Source organism: Haloarcula sp. H-hyl2 (assembly GCF_056934385.1).
Window position 1 is genome coordinate 32,623 of sequence record NZ_JBRIIJ010000002.1, and the last position, 18,000, is coordinate 50,622.

At 65.0% G+C, this 18,000-nt stretch carries 25 protein-coding genes; 13 read left to right on the forward strand and 12 right to left on the reverse strand.

Going from position 1 to position 18,000, the window contains the following annotated elements:
• Positions 1–8: 8 nt before the first annotated feature.
• From Hhyl2_RS09830 to Hhyl2_RS09840, 3 genes are read right to left on the reverse strand one after another with little or no spacing between them, the layout of a single operon-like run.
• Positions 9–869 (reverse strand): CheF family chemotaxis protein, encoded by an 861-nt coding sequence (locus Hhyl2_RS09830; protein WP_483550595.1) that lies wholly within the window; start codon positions 867–869, stop codon positions 9–11.
• A 56-nt stretch (positions 870–925) separates the two neighbouring features.
• On the reverse strand, positions 926–1,201 hold the full coding sequence (locus tag Hhyl2_RS09835; protein WP_483550596.1) for a hypothetical protein: 276 nt from the start codon (positions 1,199–1,201) through the stop codon (positions 926–928).
• Between the two features lie 38 nt (positions 1,202–1,239).
• Positions 1,240–2,052 (reverse strand): undecaprenyl-diphosphate phosphatase, encoded by an 813-nt coding sequence (locus Hhyl2_RS09840; protein ID WP_483550597.1) that lies wholly within the window; start codon positions 2,050–2,052, stop codon positions 1,240–1,242.
• Between the two features lie 91 nt (positions 2,053–2,143).
• Here Hhyl2_RS09840 and Hhyl2_RS09845 point away from each other — a divergent pair, with 91 nt between their 5' ends.
• The 6 genes from Hhyl2_RS09845 (at position 2,144) to Hhyl2_RS09870 (ending at position 6,424) form a co-directional block, all read left to right on the forward strand.
• The gene (locus Hhyl2_RS09845; protein WP_483550598.1) at positions 2,144–3,253 is read left to right on the forward strand and encodes a mechanosensitive ion channel family protein; all 1,110 of its coding nucleotides are present in this window, start codon (positions 2,144–2,146) and stop codon (positions 3,251–3,253) included.
• A gap of 143 nt (positions 3,254–3,396) precedes the next feature.
• Positions 3,397–4,083 (forward strand): AzlC family ABC transporter permease, encoded by a 687-nt coding sequence (locus Hhyl2_RS09850; RefSeq protein ID WP_483550599.1) that lies wholly within the window; start codon positions 3,397–3,399, stop codon positions 4,081–4,083.
• Positions 4,083–4,442 carry an AzlD domain-containing protein gene (locus Hhyl2_RS09855; RefSeq protein WP_483550601.1) on the forward strand — a complete coding sequence of 120 codons (360 nt, stop codon included), beginning with the start codon at positions 4,083–4,085 and terminating at the stop codon, positions 4,440–4,442. Before Hhyl2_RS09850 ends, Hhyl2_RS09855 begins: the two co-directional genes overlap by 1 nt.
• A 116-nt stretch (positions 4,443–4,558) precedes the next feature.
• Entirely contained in the window at positions 4,559–5,836 is a 1,278-nt protein-coding gene (locus Hhyl2_RS09860) for a tRNA pseudouridine(54/55) synthase Pus10 (RefSeq protein ID WP_483550602.1), read from the forward strand.
• An 85-nt stretch (positions 5,837–5,921) separates the two neighbouring features.
• Entirely contained in the window at positions 5,922–6,089 is a 168-nt protein-coding gene (locus tag Hhyl2_RS09865; protein WP_483550603.1) for a hypothetical protein, read from the forward strand.
• A 158-nt stretch (positions 6,090–6,247) separates the two neighbouring features.
• A complete protein-coding gene (locus Hhyl2_RS09870; protein WP_483550604.1) occupies positions 6,248–6,424 on the forward strand; it encodes a type II toxin-antitoxin system RelE family toxin in 177 nt (58 codons plus the stop codon).
• A 59-nt stretch (positions 6,425–6,483) separates the two neighbouring features.
• On the opposite strand, the gene Hhyl2_RS09875 is transcribed toward Hhyl2_RS09870, so the two are convergent.
• Entirely contained in the window at positions 6,484–7,734 is a 1,251-nt protein-coding gene (locus Hhyl2_RS09875; protein WP_483550605.1) for an RNA-guided endonuclease InsQ/TnpB family protein, read from the reverse strand.
• A 211-nt stretch (positions 7,735–7,945) separates the two neighbouring features.
• Here Hhyl2_RS09875 and rnhB point away from each other — a divergent pair, with 211 nt between their 5' ends.
• Positions 7,946–8,581, forward strand: coding sequence for a ribonuclease HII (gene rnhB / locus Hhyl2_RS09880; RefSeq protein ID WP_483550606.1), 636 nt, complete (start codon positions 7,946–7,948; stop codon positions 8,579–8,581).
• 531 nt (positions 8,582–9,112) lie between these two features.
• On the opposite strand, the gene Hhyl2_RS09885 is transcribed toward rnhB, so the two are convergent.
• The 3 genes from Hhyl2_RS09885 to Hhyl2_RS09895 all read right to left on the reverse strand — a co-directional run bounded on the left by Hhyl2_RS09885 (position 9,113) and on the right by Hhyl2_RS09895 (position 12,061).
• Positions 9,113–10,666: a preprotein translocase subunit SecD gene (locus Hhyl2_RS09885; protein ID WP_483550607.1), complete on the reverse strand. Its 1,554-nt coding sequence runs from the start codon at positions 10,664–10,666 to the stop codon at positions 9,113–9,115.
• Positions 10,663–11,532: a protein translocase subunit SecF gene (gene secF / locus Hhyl2_RS09890; protein ID WP_483550608.1), complete on the reverse strand. Its 870-nt coding sequence runs from the start codon at positions 11,530–11,532 to the stop codon at positions 10,663–10,665. Before secF ends, Hhyl2_RS09885 begins: the two co-directional genes overlap by 4 nt.
• A gap of 61 nt (positions 11,533–11,593) precedes the next feature.
• Positions 11,594–12,061 (reverse strand): DUF5812 family protein, encoded by a 468-nt coding sequence (locus Hhyl2_RS09895; protein WP_483550609.1) that lies wholly within the window; start codon positions 12,059–12,061, stop codon positions 11,594–11,596.
• A gap of 134 nt (positions 12,062–12,195) precedes the next feature.
• On the opposite strand from Hhyl2_RS09895, the gene Hhyl2_RS09900 reads away from it, so the two are divergent.
• Positions 12,196–12,564, forward strand: a complete 369-nt coding sequence (locus Hhyl2_RS09900; RefSeq protein ID WP_483550610.1) for a MarR family transcriptional regulator — start codon at positions 12,196–12,198, stop codon at positions 12,562–12,564.
• 3 nt (positions 12,565–12,567) lie between these two features.
• Positions 12,568–12,786 (forward strand): hypothetical protein, encoded by a 219-nt coding sequence (locus Hhyl2_RS09905; protein WP_483550611.1) that lies wholly within the window; start codon positions 12,568–12,570, stop codon positions 12,784–12,786.
• Between the two features lie 136 nt (positions 12,787–12,922).
• Here Hhyl2_RS09905 and Hhyl2_RS09910 read toward each other — a convergent pair whose 3' ends face one another.
• From Hhyl2_RS09910 to Hhyl2_RS09920, 3 genes are all read right to left on the reverse strand, one after another.
• Positions 12,923–13,438 carry a DUF8056 family protein gene (locus Hhyl2_RS09910; RefSeq protein ID WP_483550612.1) on the reverse strand — a complete coding sequence of 172 codons (516 nt, stop codon included), beginning with the start codon at positions 13,436–13,438 and terminating at the stop codon, positions 12,923–12,925.
• A gap of 63 nt (positions 13,439–13,501) precedes the next feature.
• Positions 13,502–13,855, reverse strand: coding sequence for a type II toxin-antitoxin system PemK/MazF family toxin (locus Hhyl2_RS09915; RefSeq protein WP_483550613.1), 354 nt, complete (start codon positions 13,853–13,855; stop codon positions 13,502–13,504).
• Positions 13,856–13,860: 5 nt separating this feature from the next.
• Positions 13,861–14,127: an AbrB/MazE/SpoVT family DNA-binding domain-containing protein gene (locus tag Hhyl2_RS09920; RefSeq protein ID WP_483550614.1), complete on the reverse strand. Its 267-nt coding sequence runs from the start codon at positions 14,125–14,127 to the stop codon at positions 13,861–13,863.
• Positions 14,128–14,285: 158 nt separating this feature from the next.
• Between Hhyl2_RS09920 and Hhyl2_RS09925 the strand changes: the two genes are divergently transcribed.
• The 3 genes from Hhyl2_RS09925 (at position 14,286) to Hhyl2_RS09935 (ending at position 16,656) form a co-directional block, all read left to right on the forward strand.
• Positions 14,286–15,581 carry a glucose-6-phosphate isomerase gene (locus Hhyl2_RS09925; RefSeq protein WP_483550615.1) on the forward strand — a complete coding sequence of 432 codons (1,296 nt, stop codon included), beginning with the start codon at positions 14,286–14,288 and terminating at the stop codon, positions 15,579–15,581.
• An 89-nt stretch (positions 15,582–15,670) separates the two neighbouring features.
• Positions 15,671–16,462 (forward strand): lysostaphin resistance A-like protein, encoded by a 792-nt coding sequence (locus tag Hhyl2_RS09930; protein ID WP_483550616.1) that lies wholly within the window; start codon positions 15,671–15,673, stop codon positions 16,460–16,462.
• Positions 16,463–16,509: 47 nt separating this feature from the next.
• The gene (locus Hhyl2_RS09935) at positions 16,510–16,656 is read left to right on the forward strand and encodes a CopG family transcriptional regulator (RefSeq protein ID WP_483550617.1); all 147 of its coding nucleotides are present in this window, start codon (positions 16,510–16,512) and stop codon (positions 16,654–16,656) included.
• 12 nt (positions 16,657–16,668) lie between these two features.
• Here the strand turns inward: Hhyl2_RS09935 and Hhyl2_RS09940 are convergent, their stop codons facing one another.
• Positions 16,669–17,127 carry an NOB1 family endonuclease gene (locus tag Hhyl2_RS09940; RefSeq protein WP_483550618.1) on the reverse strand — a complete coding sequence of 153 codons (459 nt, stop codon included), beginning with the start codon at positions 17,125–17,127 and terminating at the stop codon, positions 16,669–16,671.
• Positions 17,128–17,367 carry a PRC-barrel domain-containing protein gene (locus Hhyl2_RS09945; RefSeq protein ID WP_483550619.1) on the reverse strand — a complete coding sequence of 80 codons (240 nt, stop codon included), beginning with the start codon at positions 17,365–17,367 and terminating at the stop codon, positions 17,128–17,130.
• Positions 17,368–17,460: 93 nt separating this feature from the next.
• On the opposite strand from Hhyl2_RS09945, the gene Hhyl2_RS09950 reads away from it, so the two are divergent.
• Entirely contained in the window at positions 17,461–17,997 is a 537-nt protein-coding gene (locus Hhyl2_RS09950; RefSeq protein WP_483550620.1) for a plastocyanin/azurin family copper-binding protein, read from the forward strand.
• Positions 17,998–18,000 lie beyond the last annotated feature (3 nt).

The window sequence follows — 18,000 nt, forward strand, 5'->3', positions numbered from 1 at the left end:
GCCCCTCCCTACTCCCCACTCATCGCTTCACTCGCCATGTTCCGCCCCTGGGCGTTCAGCGCCACCTCGGTTCGGGTCCGCACCTCGTCGACGGCGCCGACGTCGAGCAACCGCTGGTAGATCTCCTCGACCTCGTCCGGACTGATGCCGACGAAGTCGGACATCTCGAACGGTGAGACCCCCGAATACAGCGCCATCAGGACCTGGCTCTCCATCTCGGAGAGTTCGTAATCGTCCTCGCGGGCCTCGACGACGCGCGTAAAGAGCGTTTCCAGGGCGTTCGTGTGGTGGGCCATCCCCGAGAAGTGAGTCTCGACGCTGCGGCCCTGTTCGTCGGTGTGTTCGACCTCGATGACCTGCCGTGGCTCGCCCATGACGGTGCTCTGGCTGCGCTCGATGGTGCCGACGTCCTCGATGTCGAACGCCGTCGCGTCGCCCCCGGGGAACTGCAACCGGATCTCGTCGTCGTCCAGCGCGAACCGGGCTTTGCTCCACGCGGCGTCCTCCTGGACGACGCCGCCGACGACCGCCGGGTCCCGCGCGAGGATGACCTCGCCCTGCAGGGTCGCCCGGCAGTACTCCGTCTCGAAGTCGTCCATCCCCGCGTCGACGAGCAAGACGTTGTCGCCCACCTTGAGCGGGGTAACGGCCCCACCCACGTCGTCGGGGATCACCGACTCCGGGTCTTCGGGAACCTCGATCTTCGAGTGGCCGATAGCCTGGCGGTTGCCGTTGGTCGCCAGCACCAGCCGCCTGTTGGTAACGATAATCCGACACGATTGCCACTGGCCATCTACTGCCTGGCCATCCCGGACGGCGTACCGGAAATCGCCGGACGTGTCGACTACCTTTCGTTCGTCACCACTCATGCCCGCTGTCGCCAGAGAATTGACGCCGAAGGGTATATAAGTTCCACACCGGCGCTTCAGAGCCCGCCGTTCCCGCCGTAGCCACCGGCCTCGGCTTTCATCTCCTGCTCGCGACGGTCACCGTCACCGGAGTCGCTGTCTGTGTCGCGGTACTGGCCCCACCCATAGAGGAGCGCGACGGCGCCGAGCGCCGCGAGACCGACGAGCGCGAGCGTGAGCCACTCCAGCGACGCGGGCGCGACAGCCGCAGAAAGTGCCGCGAGGAGCGTGCTCGCGGCGGTTCCCCTCCAGAGCCACAGCGGCGCGATATCGACGGGGTCTAGCTCGCTCATCACTAGCCGGTCGTGTTCGCCGGCTGAAAAAACCAGGGTCACAGCGTCACGAGGAGCCCACCGACCAGTCCCAAGCCGCCGAAGACGGTACAGACCGTCCAGAACGGCACCTGGCGGACGAGGCGGACCAGCGCGTCGACGGTGAGGTAGCCGACGACGGCACTGACCGCGAGCGCGACGACGGCACTGGTCGGTTCGATGGCCGGCACGCCGTCGGTCGCCAGGACGAGACCGTTGGCCGCCAGCGACGCCGGGATCGAAAGGAGAAAGGAGAGTCGCAACGAGGACTCGCCCTCGTGCCCACGGAGCAACAGCGCACTGACGGTCGTCCCCGAGCGCGAGACGCCGGGCAGTATCGCCAGCCCCTGGAGGCCACCGACCAGCAGTGCGTCGACCCAGTCCGGCCGCGAGCGCTCACCCAGCGACAGCGCGACGGCAAAGCGCTGGAGCAGGCCCGTCAGGACCAGCAGGCCGCCGATGAGCGCCAGGAACAGCCCCCCTTCCAGTCCCGAGACCGCGGCGTCCAGCACCAGGAACGCCGGCAGCCCGGTGACGGCCGTCGCCAGCGTCGCCAGCACGAGAAAGGAGAGGTCGGCCGTCTCGTCGGCGAAGGGCGTGCGCGAGAGCCTGCCGACGTCGCCGGCGAGGGCGCCGATCTCGCCGCGGTAGTACGCCACCGCCGCGAGCGCCGTCCCGGCGTGCAGGAACAGCGCCAGTCTGGTCGCAGCGTCGGGGTCGACACCGGTCAGGACGGTCGAGGCCAGCGCCACGCCGCCCTCGCTGGAGACGGGAATCCACTCCAGCGTCCCCTGGAGCAGGCCCAGCACCACGGCGACCAGGATCGGGTTCACACCCCGCACACGGACGCCCGAGGGCAAAGGCCGTTCGGTTGTGCCGGTCAGACGGTGTCAATATATATACAGCCCGCCGCGTACATCTGGCATGCAACTGGACGGTCCCGTCGTGGAACTACTCGCTGGCCTCCCGGCCTGGCAGGGCATCGTGGTCATCGTCGTCGGCTTCCTGGCGCTGGCCGCCCTGGTCCACGCGCTCGGCGACCGGTTCGTCCGGCAGGTCACCACTCGCATCGACGGGAACGTCGACGACATCGTCCTCCGGAACCTCCATACCGCGCTGTATCTCTCGCTCGGACTGGTGGGCGCCTACGTGGCGACGGACTTCTACGAGGTCTCGCCGGACATCGCGGTTCCGCTGGAGGCCGGGACGCTCTCGGCGATCATCGTCGTCTGGATGGTGACGCTCGTCCGCATGGGCCGGAAGGTCTCGGCCGCGGTGCCCGACAGCAAGTACATCGACCGCCAGATGGTCCCAATCCTCCAGAACGTCTGGAGCGCAGTCATCTCGGTCGTCGGTGTCTTCCTCCTGCTCGTGCTGTGGAACATCGACGTCACGCCGCTACTGGCCTCGGCCGGTATCGTCGGCATCATCGTCGGCCTCGCCGCCCGGGACACGCTGGCGAACTTCTTCGGATCGCTGTCGCTGTATCTCGACGGGACCTACCGCGTCGGCGATTACGTCGTCCTGGAGACCGGCGAACGTGGCCGCGTCGAGGATATCTCCGTGCGCTCGACGGTCGTGCGCACCCGCGACGACATCCTCGTGACCGTCCCGAACGCGACGCTGAATAGCGCCGCCATCATCAACGAGTCGACGCCGAAACGCAACCGACGCATCCGCGTCCCGATCGGCGTGGCCTACGGGACCGATATCGACGTCGTCGAGGAGATCCTGCTGGAGATCGCCGAGAGCGAGGCGCTGGTCCGGGACCGGCCCAGTCCGCGCGTGCGGTTCCGCGAGTTCGGCGACTCCGCGCTCAACTTCGAGCTCCTGTGCTGGGTGTCGAACCCGGCGGTGGCAGCCAGAGCGACCCACCACCTCAACAGCGCCATCTACCGCCGGTTCCAGACCGACGGCATCGAGATCCCGTTCCCCAAGCGGGACATCTCGGTGACGAACGGTGCGGCGGGCGAGGCGTTCCAGCCGGCTCCCGAGTCCACCCCGGGCGAGGTCTCGACGGACGGCGGGCGGTGAGGAGCGCTGACTGGTTCGGACAGCGTACCGTACTAGTTAGATTTTTGACTTTTGGCGCAGTTAGAGGGACGTATGTGGGTCCGTCACACTCGCTCTGATACTGACGGGACACGAACGTTCTCCGTCCCCTCGGTCGTGTACAGATGACCGTCCGGTCTGACTTCCTCGACGGGGCGAAAGCCGTCTCGCCGTTGCTCGTGCCGGTCTTCACCATCGGCGCTGTCGCCGGTATCGCAGCGACGGACGCCGGAATCCCACCGCTCCAGACGCTCGGGATGGGCGTGCTGTTCTTCTCACCTGTGTCGACCATCACGACGATCGAGTTGCTCGAGGCGGGCGCATCGGCACTCGTCATCGCAGTCACCGCCCTCTCGGTCGTCGTCCACTTCACCGTCCTCAGCCTCTCGATCGCACCGCTGTTCGAGCGACAGTCGGCAGGCTGGAAGTGGTTCCTCGCGTACTTCCTCAACACACCGAACTACGCGCTTTCCGTCGAGCGATTCGAGGCAGAACCGACGACAGACGTCCGGGGCTACTACCTGGGAGTGGTCGTCCCGTTCTGGCTCGTCTGGCAGGTGGCACTCGTCGTCGGCATCGTCTTCGGCTTCGGCGTGCCGCCGCAGTTGGAGGTCGAGTTCATCGTCCCACTGGTGTTCATCGGGTTGCTGGTCAGTATGGTCAACGACCGCACCGCCGTCGTCGTCGCCACCGTCGCGGGGACGGTCTCGCTGGCCGGTGGCGTGATTCCGCTGAACGTCGGCGTGCTCGGCGCGGCGCTCGTCGGGACCGCGGCAGGGGTCCTGCTGCAACGCAGCGAGGAGACAGACTGATGCAGGTTGCCCCCGGGTCGGTGGCATCGTGGACACTGCTGGTCGTCATCGGCCTCGGCATCTTCTCCATTCGACTCTCGTTTATCCAGTTGCACGCTCGGCTGGGTGGTATCCCTCCGGCGGTCGAACGAGCGTTGCAGTTCGTTCCGGTCGCGATTATCGCCGCGCTCGTCGTCCCTGACGTGTTCGTGATAGGGGGACGACTGCCCAGTCTGAAGGCGCTACCCGGTGTCCTCGTGACCCCTCGGGTACTGGCTGCAGCGGTCGCTGTCGTCACGGCGCGCCGGACGGGGAGCATCCTCGCAACGGTCGCCGTCGGTATGGGGACGCTCTGGCTCGTCCGACTCCTCCTCGGCTGATGACCGGGCTGTCCGATCGAGCGGGGTGGCAGGCGAGGACCGGCGACCGGCACGGCGCGATTGCGCGATGTAGCGAGGTCGAAACGCAGTTACGGACCGGCCGCCACACCTCGACAATGACGCTACTGGAGGACGCCCGGGCGGCAGTCGAGGCCGGCCCGCTATGTGACAACTGTCTGGGCCGCCTGTTCGCCGACCGGAGCTTCGGGCTCTCGAACGCCGAGCGCGGCAACGCGCTCCGCGTGACACTCGCGCTGGAGGCCGACGAGCCCTTCGAGGCGAGCGAGGACTGCTGGGTGTGTGAGGGTGAGACCGACCGCGTGGAGTGGTGGGTCGAGCAGGCCGTCACCGCCGCGCGGGGCTACGAGTTCGACACCTACCAGGTCGGAACGCGCGTCCCGCCGCTGTTAGAGGAGAACGACGCGCTCCTGCGGGAAGACCTCGGCATGGACGAGGACGCCGGCGAGGCGCTCAAGACCGAACTCAACCGCGAGGTCGGTAAGCGAATCGGGCAGGAAACCGACGCCGAAGTCGAGTTCGGCCGTCCGGACGTCCAGTTCACCATCGACCTGGCGACCGACGAGGTCGACGTCCAGGTCAACTCCGCGTTCGTCTACGGCCGCTACCGGAAACTCGAACGGGACATCCCCCAGACGAAGTGGCCCTGCAACGACTGCAACGGCACCGGCCGCTGGCAGGGCCAGCCCTGTGACGGTTGTGACGGCACCGGCTACCGCTACGACGAGAGCGTCGAGCAACTGACCGCGCCGGTCGTCGTCGACGCGATGAACGGGGATAGCGGAACGTTCCACGGCGCCGGCCGCGAGGACGTCGACGCCCTGATGCTCGAATCGGGCCGCCCGTTCGTCATCGAGGTCGAGAATCCCCGGATCCGCAACGTCGACGCCGAGCAACTCGAAGCCGACATCAACGCCTTCGCAGACGGGAAAGTCGAGGTCGAGGGCCTGCGGCTGGCGACCTACGAGATGGTCGAGCGCGTCAAGGAACTCGACGCCTCGAAGACCTACCGGATGGACGTCGAGTTCGACGCCCCGGTGACCGACGCGGACCTCCAGGCCGCACTCGACGACCTGGAAGGGGCGACCATCGAGCAGGAGACACCCCAGCGGGTCTCACATCGCCGGGCCGACCTCACGCGGACCCGCGAGGTGTACGCGGCCAGTGGCGAACTGATCGACGAGCGCCACGCTGACCTCCGCATCCACGGCGAGGGCGGCCTCTACGTGAAAGAACTGGTCTCCAGCGACGAGGGCCGGACCACTCCCAGTCTGTCGGGCCTGCTCGGTGTCGATGCCGTCGTCACCGCACTCGACGTCGTCGACGTCCAGGGCGAGGACGAACCGTTCGTCACCGAGGAGTTCGTCCGGGAGTGAGTCGCTCAGTGCGGTTCGGCGAGCGTTGAACAGCGACGGTTCTGCCAGACGATGATTTATAACGATAGGCGACAGACAGTACACTATGTCGAGTGATTCGGACGACGCCACGGCCGCCGAAGCCGAAGAGGAGATGCTCCCCGATGAGCGGGCGCTGATCGCCGAGCGCGGATCTGATCTCGATGAGTTGGATGACGACGAGTTCCTCTCTATCGACGAGGTTGCTGAAGAGCTCGATCTCGAACGTCGGTAAGCGTGCCACAGGCGCCGTCGAGCTTTCGAATCCATCCCGCTGTTGTTCAAGATATTGGACAGATCAAGCAGCACAACCCGGACCACGCCCAGCGCTGTTTCGATGCAATCGAGGACTGGGAACGACAGATAAAGTGGGGGCGCGTCCCGCAAGAGCAGATGACATATCTCACCGGCTCAGATCGATACAACTTCTATCGAGAGTGGGTTGGCAGAAGTGGGTACCGAGTCATCTACGAGATCTCCAGCGACACGATGACTGCCCTCGCAGTCTTACCGAAAGGCGACGATACGTACGATTTGAACGAACTCGACGAGCAGATGAACGAACTGTGACATCCTCCTCACCGTAAACGGCGAGGCTTCCCGTACCGCAGGTTGGGATATTTGCCGGTCTACGATACGGCCTGTTCTCTCGTGTTGAACGTCCCGCTCTCGCGGTCGAACAGGTGTACCGATGGCTGTGCCACACAGCCGTTACTCCTATCCTCACCGTGAGGACTCGGAGTTATCTTCTGCCGCATATTCTCCGCCCCATTACAATCCGCGTTGGCTACCAACTCACATGACGAGCAGACATACAGCCCACGTTCGACACGGTTCGACTTCGTATCGTCGCCGCACGCCGAACACGTCTTCGAGGTGTCCCACTCGTTCTCTTTCAGCACTTCAACACCGCGCATCTTGCCTTTGTATTCGAGGTACTGGTAGATGCGGTCGAACGCCCACGAGTGCAGCTTCTTGTTGCCGGTCTTCCCCCAGTCGGACTCTTGGATGTCTTCGGGCCAGCTCACTGCGAGCGTTCCTACATTCCGCTCAACGCACTCGGTGATGATGGTGTCTGTGAGAACGTGGTAGAAATGTGTCTCCCGTTCTGCGAGTTTCCGACGTGCCCACATCGACTTCTGCGAGGGGCCGTTCTCACCCTCAGTGTCGTACTCTTCGCGGGTGAAGTAGTGCTTGTCTTCTTTGAGCGAGTTGCCGGGGTAGAGAACGTACTCGTCGGGGAAGGCGACCGTGGCGATGTTCTTGATGCCGAGGTCAATGCCTGCCACGCCATCTCCTGATGAGTCGTTGGTTTCGAGTTCGACTTTGCAGACGAAGTGCAGTTCCCACTCCTCGCCAGTCCAGACGGCGCGAACGTTCTGCACGCTGTTGACTTCTGTGAGGTCAACGTCTGGCCGTGTCTGGTACTCGCAGAGGATGAAGTCCGACCAGTTTTCTTTCAGGTTTGAGCCTTTCGAGAGGCGAACGCGGTTGTTCTCAGGGTCGTGTTTGAAGCCGTCTTCTTTGAATGTGACCGTGGAACGTGGTCGGGTGTCGCCGTGTTTGCGGTAGCCGGGCGGATTCGCCTCGTCGTCCTTGTGTCGTAGGTCAAACCATGACTGGAAAGCGTCGGAAAGTTCTTCGATGACTTTCTGACTGGATTGTGCATTCAGGTCTTTCCAGCACGGTTGGTTCTTCATGTACGATTTCAGCACCCCTTCCTCTGGGATTTCGCCGGTCTCATCCCAGATGTGGTCGGCTGTCCATCGTGCGACGTTCCAGATTTTGGAGGCGGAGTCTCCGAGCGAGTCAAGGCCATCGCAGACCTGTCGGTGGTTCTGAATGGAACCAACGTAGGTGCGCGTGGCCTGAATCGCCATACATAGCCTATGTAGACAAATTTACTTAGTGGTGTAGATTAGCATGGAATATCCGGTCTGCTGTCGAGCGGTGGTTTGCGTAGTTGAGTGGCGCGATTCACGCCCGCCGTGAACGGCGGGATTCTCTCGCTGTCTAAAGATAGATTTACAACTCGACTCCGCTCCCTGACCGACCACAACGGCTTTGCTATCGGCCGGTGACCTCCCGGCCATGCCATTCGGCGTCGACGAGGCCGGTAAGGGACCGGTGCTGGGCTCGATGTTCGCCGCGGCTGTCCGGGCCGACCCGGAGAGCCTGCCCGACGACGTGGGCGACTCGAAGGACATCGCACCGGCGCGTCGCGAGGAACTGGCCGCGCTCATCCGCGATACCGCCGACGGCGTCTGCGTCGCCGAGATCCCCGTCGAGCGTATCGACGACCCGGAGACGGACATGAACACGCTGACCGTCGCCGCCCACGCCGAGGCGCTCTCGCCGGTCGCGCGCGACGGACTCGCCGGGTGTGTCGACGCGGGCGATACCGACGCCGACCGATTCGGGCGCCGAGTCGCCGACCGCGTCGACGCCGACCTCACGGTCCGAGCGGAACACGGCGCCGACGAGACCGACCCGCTGGTGGGTGCGGCCTCCATCGTCGCGAAGGTCGCGCGGGACACCCACGTCGACGCGCTGGCCGAGTCCTACGGCGCGGTCGGATCGGGCTACCCGAGCGACCCCACCACACGGGAGTTCCTGGCGACCTACGTCGAGTCCCACGGCCAGCTCCCCGCGTGTGCGCGTTCGTCGTGGTCGACCTGCGAGGACGTCCTGGCGGCCGCCCAGCAGTCGACACTGGGCGAGTTCTGAGGACGGCGCGTTCGCTCACCGAGTGAGTCCGTAGAATCCACGAACGTGGCTTGGACCTGGACGGGAGATGTTTTCGACAGCCCGTACGGCCCTTCCAGCACACGTGCCAACGTTAGCCGGGCTTCCACCGGCGTTGTCCTTGCGGACTTTAGCTGGGCTTTCACCAGCTTTTGCTGGCGTGCTGGATTCCCGAACGCCACTTGCGCGACGTCCGGTACTTGGCCTTCGCACCGATCCTGCCGGCAGGACAGGTCTCGGGCTGTGGCGGTTCTCCTTCAGAGCGTTAACCTCGGAACCCTGTTACAGGCTGCTTGGTTGTTGCCCCCAACGCATCCCGTTCCATCCTGATCGGATGGTCTGAGACGCGTCGTCCAGTGTGTCCCCGCGTTCGTGGGGAACTGAAGATACGACGGGAGGGATAATAAATCATTCTGATGGAATTTGGTACTACCCCACACACGACATATCTGTTGTCTGAGAATCACGTATCGACGGTCGAGTGTGAACAAAAACCGGAGTGGAAACCGGGCGTCAGTCCTCGTCGAGGACGAACGTCCGGAGGATGTCACCGTAGGCCGGCCGGGTGACGAGCACACCCAGCAGGACACCCACGATGGTGATGATGGCGAACCCGGAGAGATCACCCAGCGAGAGCACCATCAGCGGACTCATCGCGACGATGGTCGTCGCCGCGGCGGCACCGATGACCCAGAACGCCTTCCGGAAACGGCTCTGGAAGACCCGGCCCGTCTCGACGTTGCCCTGCTGGAGGATCTCGTCGGCGATGATGATCAGGTCGTCCACCCCCGTCCCGATGACCGCGATGAACCCGGCCAGGTGCGAGAGGTTCAGGGGATACTGGACGAACGAGACGAACCCGAGCAGGAGGAACACCTCCGAGAGAGCCGTCACGACCATCGGCGCTGCCACCTCGGCCCGGCCGTAGCGGCCGTAGACCACCAGACTCACCGCGAGCACGGCCAGCAGGCCGGTGATCAGCGAGTTCTGCTTGAACTGCTCTGCCAGGGCCGGCGACAGCGAGATACTCTGGGAGTTCTCGAAGTCAAGCGGCGCTGGCAGTCGACCCGCTTCCAGGTTCAGTTCGATCTCGCGGGCCATCTCCATGTTCTCGGCCGGCAGGACGAAGACGGGATCGTTCTTGAACGTGTTCTCGCGGAACGCCTGTGCCAGCCCGGGAGCGACCCCGCGGGCGTAGAACGGCTCACCGTTCAGCGTCGCGACCAGACAGCTTCCCTGGGTCTGCTGGATATCGCTGTGATTGTAGTTGGTACAGGACCGCCGCTGGCCGAAGCCGGCATCGACCATCTGCTGGCTGAACCGTTCGGCTGCTGCCTCCTCGACGGTGACCCGAGCGATGGGGCCCTCGGTCTGTGAGTTCTCCGACGCAACGCCAGCGAACTCGTCCTGTGCGAGCACCTGCTCGCGGACGTAGGTGCCGTTGTCGTTCGGGTAGACGGCGTACATCCGGACGACACCCCGTTCTTCGAGGATCCGGACGAGGTCCTCGCGGTCACGGCCAGGTGCCGTGATACTGATGAACTGCTCGCCACCCGGCGCGCTGACCTCCTGGACCGACCCGCCCGAGAGCGCGGAGGTACGGATCTTGTCCTGGACGCTCGTCACCATCTGCGAGCGGGTCTCGTCGGTGACCCCGCCGCGGATCTGGTCGGGCTCGTACCCCTCGGCTTCCAGTGCCGAGCGGAACGCCGACCGTTCGACGTCGTCGGTGAACAGCTCGACGGTGCCGCTCTCGTCGGGGCGAGCGCCAGCACGGACCTCGATGTCGATGGGGTCTACGTCGAGTCGGCTCGCGAGGTTCGCTGCGAGCTGTGTCGTCTCGTTCGGATCGACGTCGACACCCTCTGCGGTCTGGCCGACGATGGGTGCTCGGATGCGCGTCCCACCGCTGAGCTGGATCCCGTACTGGAGGTTCGTCGGTGCGTCACTGGTGGCGTTGCCCCCCGTGTCACCGGCAGGGACGCCGGGGACGAACAGCGCCGCCGACGATGCCACGAGCAGGACGACCAGCAGGCCGATCCGCCAGTTCTCCTTGATGGAACTCATCGGTTCACCCCCTCGTACTTGTACCAGCGAAGCAGCGTGACGTTGAGCATGTAGGTGTTCATCAGGTCAGCCGTCAGCCCCAGCACCAGAACGATCCCGATAGAGGCCATCAGGTCGATGCCGAAGATGGTGGCGGTGACGGCCATGACCGCCATCGCGGCGATAGAGGTGACCGTCATGGACACACCGGTCTGCATCGCCCGGTAGGTCGACTCGTAGAACCCGCCCGATCGGCGGAGGACGTGATTGTTCAACAGGATATCGGAGTCGACGCTATACCCGATCAGCATCAAGAGTGCGGCGACGGTCCCCAGCGAGAGCTTGATCCCGACCAGGTTCATGATAGCGATCGGGATCATGATGTCCGAGAACGCCGAGATGACGATTGCGATACTCGGCACGAACGTCCGGAAGAACGCGAACGCGAGCAGGCTCATCCCGACGAAAGCGACGCCGACGCCGATGACGGCCAGCCGCTGGTTCTCCGACCCGAAGATCGGCGAGGTAGAGCCGCTCCGGAGGATCGTCAGCTGCCCGTTTGCCTCCGCCGTCGCGCGGATATCGTCGATGTTCGACGAGTCGAACGTGACGACGTAGCGGTTGTCACCGCCCTGGATGGCCTGGACCGAGACCACCGGTTCGTCGAAGATCTGTGCTGCTTGCTGCTGTGAGAATGACGATGACGACTCGACAGTCAGTTCCGACCCGCCCGTGAAGTCGACGCCAGGTGTCACTGGCGCACCGGTCATGGCCCACCAGCCGGCGATGACCAGCAGGGCCAGTCCCAGTACGACCAGCGGAACCGCCACCAACTGGCGGTTCGAATACTGGGTGTAGTCGACTTCAGGGACCTCGAACGCGACCATGGGCGACGGTGTGAGACCTGCCCGAATAAGCCTTCCTTTATCGGTGTTGGTGTTCGCCCCCTCAATCGGGCAGGTAACGGACGCTTACGACCCCGCTCGCGGTCCGGATCTCGACGCGGTCGACGCCGAGCCGCGCGGCCCGCGAGACGGTCGCTTCGTCCGCGACGACCTCGTCTGCGGCCGTCTCGGCCTGTCCCTCCTCGACGGTCAGGACGTGCAACTCGCCCTCGCCGGCCCGCTCACGCGTCGTCAACTCGCCGACGGGCTGGTCGTCGGCGAGGTCCTTCGTCTGTGCGGTCGGTTCGAGGTCGACCCGCTCGACCGGGATGGTGCGTTGCTCGCGCAGCGAGGCGACCTCGTAGGTCACCTCCATCGGCGGTTCGGCCTCCAGCACCCCTTCGACGACCTCGCCGGCTTCCAGACCGGGGTTCTCCGAGAGCGTGAACACCTGTGCGTTCGTGACGTCCCGGAGCGTGGCCGAGGAGTCGTCGGCGTGTGTCACCAGGAACGTCCCGTCGGTGGCAGTCATTACACCCGCGTAGCCGTCCAGGGCTCTTTCGGGTTTCGACCGCGAACTGCGGTGGCGCGTCCTCAACAGTCCGTCGCGTGGTCTGACCGACCTGCCCCCAAACTCCTAATACGATCGTAGTACAATTCTCGTATGTGCCGGTCGATTTCGAGACACACGAACCCGGAAACCCGCGCATCGACCTCTCTGAGGGCACCAACGCGAGGCGGTTGCTGGAGTTCCTGCTGCAGACACCGACCGTCGGCTACACGCCAGCTGAACTGGCAGAAGCAACCGACATACCGCGTGGAAGCGTCGGCCCGACACTGAACCGACTCGAAGCCGCGGGCCTCGTTCGCCACAAGGAACCGTACTGGGCGGCCGCGGAAGACGACCGGATCGCATCGGCGACAGCCGCGTTCCTCGGGATCGAGACGGCTGGGTCGGCGTACAGCGACGACTGGTACGCACAGAACGACGGGTGGGACGAGGAGTTGCCCGACCTGAGCGACGAGGAGTCGTAGCCAATGGTCTATTCGCAAGGCGCTATCGTCGTCGCCGAGGACCCGTTCGGTAACAACCCGAAGCGTCCGTACCTGGTTCTCTCGAACGATACCGTTCCCTTCCACGGGCAGGAGTACGTCGCAGCGGTGGTCACGACGACGGCTCGAACGGAGGCCGTCGAACTGACCGACGACAGATTCGAACGGGGGCGGCTCCCTCGAACCTCGTACGTGTCGCCGTGATCTGTCCTCACGCTCAAAGACTGGATGATCACGAAGCAACCCGCAGAAGCGACTGCCGACACGGTCGATGCGGTGCGGCAGCAACTGGACACGTATCTGCAGACTGGCTGAATCGAGAGGGTCGCGTTCTACCCACTCATCGCAACAGCCGATGGACGAGATACAACAGGCCGACCGCGAGCAGCGGCGGCGCCAGCCCGGCCAGTTGTGGGAGGCCGTACAGCGCCGCGACGACGGCGCTCTGGGTGGGTTCCTGGAGCGCGGGCGGCACCGAGATGATTAGCCCGACGTACAGCGACGCCACGAAGACCAGCGCCGACAGGCCCATCGCGCGGTCGTACTGGGTCGACGAGCCCTGCCGGCGGTGGCGGCGGGCGACGAGCAACACCGGTGCGAGCAGGGGCGCGACCACGAGCAGGCCGACGAACAGGAAGAACGCTCGCGAGAAGGTGAACGTCCCACCCCGGACCGACGCGGACGCTCCCAGCAGGACGACGATGCCGAACACGAACATGAGCGCGATGCCCACCGACAGCAGGAGTGCGATGCCGACGTAGAGTTTGAACAGCAGCGAGTCGCTGGCCCGGAACGCGTAGGGGAACGCGCCCGGGAGGCCGTTGTACGACTCCGGTTCGTCGGCGGCGGCTGTCATTACCCCTCGTAGGGACAACACGCGGTTAAGCGCCGTGTTTCGGCGGGCCGGACATAGCGGTCGTCATATCTCGGTAAGGCCGAGACTGTATTCGAGCGCAGTGTTCACCTCGTCCATCCGTGCTGCAGGAATCGAACCGAGATTGTCGGTGATCCGCTGTTCGATAGAGACAGTTCGAATCTGGCTACAGAGTGCGACAGAATCTTCCCGGAGTGCGCATTCCGCAGCCGGGACGAGTACTTCGAAGGGATAGAGCTGGTCCCCGAAGGAGGTCGTAAAGGGAACGACAATCGTCGTCGGAGCGTTCGCATTCCCCACGTCGTTCTGGACGACGAGACACGGGCGTGTCTCTCGTTGTTCGGAGCCCTGTGTCGGATCGAGTTCGACAACGACGATATCGCCTCGACGAACCCGCATCGTCGCTACCACTCCGGAGTGTCGCCGAGGTGTTCGTCGGCCTCGCTCGAAACACTCGCCAGTTCGTCAGTGAGTGCACGGGATCGGCGGGCATGCTGCCGGTATCCCTCGGCTAGCTCTTCTCGTGTGGTCGGCCGTTCGATGACGAGTTTCCCGTCTTCCTCGTGGATGACGACCTCGTCTCCCCCTGTAATGCCGAACCGCTCTCGGAGGTCCTTTGGAATCGTCACCTGTCCTCTCTCTCCGACTTTCCGGCGTTCGCTTTCACCCATACATATTCATTTCAAATTCATATTCATAAGTCGTTCGGCCCCATGGCCGACGATATCGGCGGAGATGAACGGGTGGAGACGAGCGTCCTGTCTCACTGATGGAGCAGTCAGCGGCACTCGACCCCCGAAGTGATGTGGGTGCCGCTCCAGGCTGGCGTATGCACGTAGATATCGGTGCAGCGCTGGCGTCGGCCGCCGACCCAGGGGTCGACGAGGACAGACTGGACGACCTCGACGAGCGCGTCCGGGACGCACACGAACGCATCGCCGCGGGACGGGCCGACGACGAGTTCGGCTACGCCTCGCTGAACCTCCCCGAGCGGACCGACCCGGCTGCGATCCGGGACGCGGTCGAGCCGGTCGCGGACGTCGAGTACGTCCTCACCGTCGGTATCGGTGGCTCCGCGCTGGGCGCGCGGACCGTCACGTCGGCGCTGGCCGACGAACCCGAACGCCACGTGGTGCTGGACAACGTCGACCCCGAGCACGTCGAGCGGACGCTCGCGGACCTGCCGCTTTCCGACACCGCGATCAACGTCGTCTCGCGGTCGGGGACCACCGCCGAGACGCTGGCGAACTTCCTGGTGGTCCGGGACGCCTACGAGGACGCCGGTGTCGACTGGACTGAGCTGACCGTCGTGACGACCGGCGACGAGGGGCCGCTGCGCGAACTGGCCGACGCCGAGGACCTGCCGACACTGGCGGTTCCTGAAGGTGTCCCCGGCCGGTTCTCGGCACTGTCGGCGGTCGGCCTGGTGCCGCCGGCCATCCTCGGCGTCGACATCGAGGGCGTCGTCGACGGCGCTGCCGCGGTCGCTGACGACCTGGGCCCGTCGCTGCACGACACGCCGGCCTACGCCTACGGTGCCGTCCTCCACGGACTCGAACAGGAGGGGGCCGCGGTCAACGCCGTGATGCCCTACGCCGAGCGCCTGGAATCGTTCGCCGAGTGGATCGCACAGCTGTTCGCCGAGAGCCTCGGGAAGGAGGGACAGGGCCAGACGCCGGTGCGAGCACTGGGTGCGACCGATCAGCATTCCCAGATCCAACTGTATCGTGCCGGCCCCAAGGACAAGGTCGTCACGTTCGTCCGGCCCGGCGAGCGGCCCGACCTACCGATCCCGTCGGCCGACCACGAGGCGCTGTCGTATCTGGACGGCGTCGACCTGGGCGAACTCATCGACGCCGAGTACGCGGCGACGGTCGCGAGCCTCCCGGCGGCCGACCGGCCGGCGATCGAACTGGAGATCGACCGGCTGGACCCGCAGGGCGTGGGCGAACTGCTGTACGCGATGGAGGCGGCCTGTGTCCTGATGGGCGAACTGGCCGACGTCGAGACGTTCACCCAGCCGGCCGTCGAGTGGGGGAAACGCGCGACCAGAGCACTGATCCAGGGCGAGTCCACCGAGGAGACGGCGGTCGTCGACGAGCGGACCAGCCACGTGATCGAGTAGGGAAGAGCGGTCACGCGAACGCCTGGACGGCCGAGCTGAACAACCGGTGGGGTCTTGAACGTCCATCGCGTACGCCCGGGCAACAGGCAATGGCTCTGACCCGCCCGTACGTCGACCTCGCAGACAACGACACCATCCTCGTGAGTTCCATCCGTGCGCTCGCGGTCGTCGCAGCCGCGTTCATCCTCGCGTCGCTGCTGGGCCAACTGGGGATGAGCGCCGTCGGCGTCCAGTCGCTCGAAGCCCTCCAGGCCGATCCGCTGTTGAATGCCACCGTCCAGGCCCTCTCGTTCGTGGGCTTTCTCGCCGCTTCCGTCGGCTACCTGTGGCTTCGACAGGAGTCCGAGATCCTCCATCTCCGTCGCCCGACGCTCTCGGACGCGGGCTGGGCGCTCGTCGGCGTGGTCGGTATCCTCGTCGCCGCACTGGTGATGGGCGTCGTCGTCGAGTTCCTCTCGGCGCTCGCAGAGAGCCTCTTTGGCACGGAGATCACCACCGGCCAGAACAGCATCATCACCCAGGGGCGTCAGAATCCGCAGCTCTTCCTCTACATGATTCCAGTCGCGCTCTTCCTCGTAGGTCCCGGCGAAGAGCTGGTCTTCCGCGGCGTCGTCCAGGGGCTGTTCCGTCGCTCGTTCGGCGTCGTTCCCGGACTCGTCCTCGCCAGCGGGCTGTTCGGCCTGGGCCACTACTTCGCTATCAGCAGCGGCAACGCCTGGACCTACATCCTCGTCGCTGGTGCACTGGGGCTCGTACTCGGGGCCATCTACGAGTACACCGAGAACATCGTGGTCCCCGCAGTCACCCACGGGCTGTGGAACGCCGGCCTGTTCGCACTCCAGTACTACCTCGCCACGACGGGCGCACAGCTCCCCGCATGACGGCTGTCTGACGGGTGTTTATCCGGACGGCCTGTGAACGATGTGTCATGCCAACCCGGTATACGGTCGTGTGTGACGACGACCAGTCCCGGGCGATCGAGACACTGGCACGTCGCTACGGACTGACCACCGAGGAGGTCATCCAGCAACTGATCGAGTCCGGACTCGACGACGTCGAGAATCAGCCGATCTGAGCCAGTCGACACTCAGGCGGGGTTCTTTCTGGACAGCGAACTGCCACACACCGGACAGCGGTCGTGGTTCTCCTCGAACTCCCGCCCGCAGCCGGCACACTGGAACAGCCAGTCGCGGCGCTCGGTGATCCCCTCGCGGGCGATCACCTCGACCGAGACATCCAGTTTCTCGGCGACGTTCTGCATCGCGTAGTCGTCGGTCACCAGCGTCCCGTCGAGTTCGAAGGCCGCGGCCACGAGCTGGATGTCAGTCGCGGAGAGTTCTTCCAGATCGCCAGTCTCGCGAGCGGCCCGCTCGATGCGCTCGACGGTGTTCTCCTCGGGGATGTGGAGGTACATGCCCGAGCCCTCGAGCGCGTCGAAGCGGTAGGCCGCCTCGTCTTCGAGTTCCTCGCGGACCTCCGGCACGGCCGCTATCCGTTCGTCGGTGTGGTACTCGTTGATGAAAGCAGACGAATCGAGAACGTACATCTAGCGTTGGACGATCATGTGGTCTTTGACCGCCTTCACGCGCTCGACGGGAACGAGCAGACGGCCCTGGTCGCTGTACTCGAACTCGCTGTCCCGCACGGTCTCGGCGGGGTCGATGATCAGGTGTTCGAGCGATCCCGAGGCGAGGTCCATCGTGATGTTGTAGAGGCTGCCGAGTTCGGCGCCGTCCGTACCCATCACGTCTTTCCCGGAGAGGTTCTCTGCGAGTATCTCTGCCATACCCCCATGTTCCGAGTGGGGTTACATAAACGCCACGGGGGCGTCTGACGGCTGGCACACCACAATTATCCCCGCTCGGCCCGCAGTCGGCCTATGGAACGGACCCGACGGCGGTTCCTGGCGGCGGTCGCGGCCGGAGTCACCGGTAGTCTGGCCGGATGTGGCGGCGACGGGAGTGGGACGGACACGCCGACGGATACGGCGACTCCGACACCGACCGAGACGGCCACGGCGACGCCGACACCCACGGCTACGGCGACTCCGACACCGACCGAGACGGCCACAGAGCCACAGACGCCGACAGCCACCCCGACCGCGACGCCGGCGGCCGACCCCGACCAGGTCGTCGCCGTCGCACCCGGTGATTTCGTCTTCGACCCGGAAACCTTCGAGGTGTCGGTCGGTGGCACCGTCCAGTGGCAGTGGGAAGGCGGCGGCCACAACGTCCGACCAGAGGACGGAGGGATTCCGGACGCGAGTGACTGGACCGGGACGCCGGGCGGCGACGGGACGGTCTACAGCTCGGGCTACGTCTACGACTACACCTTCGAGGTCCCAGGCGAGTACAGCTACTACTGTTCGCCCCACCGGAGCCTGGGGATGACCGGGTCGTTCACCGTCACAGAATAGAGC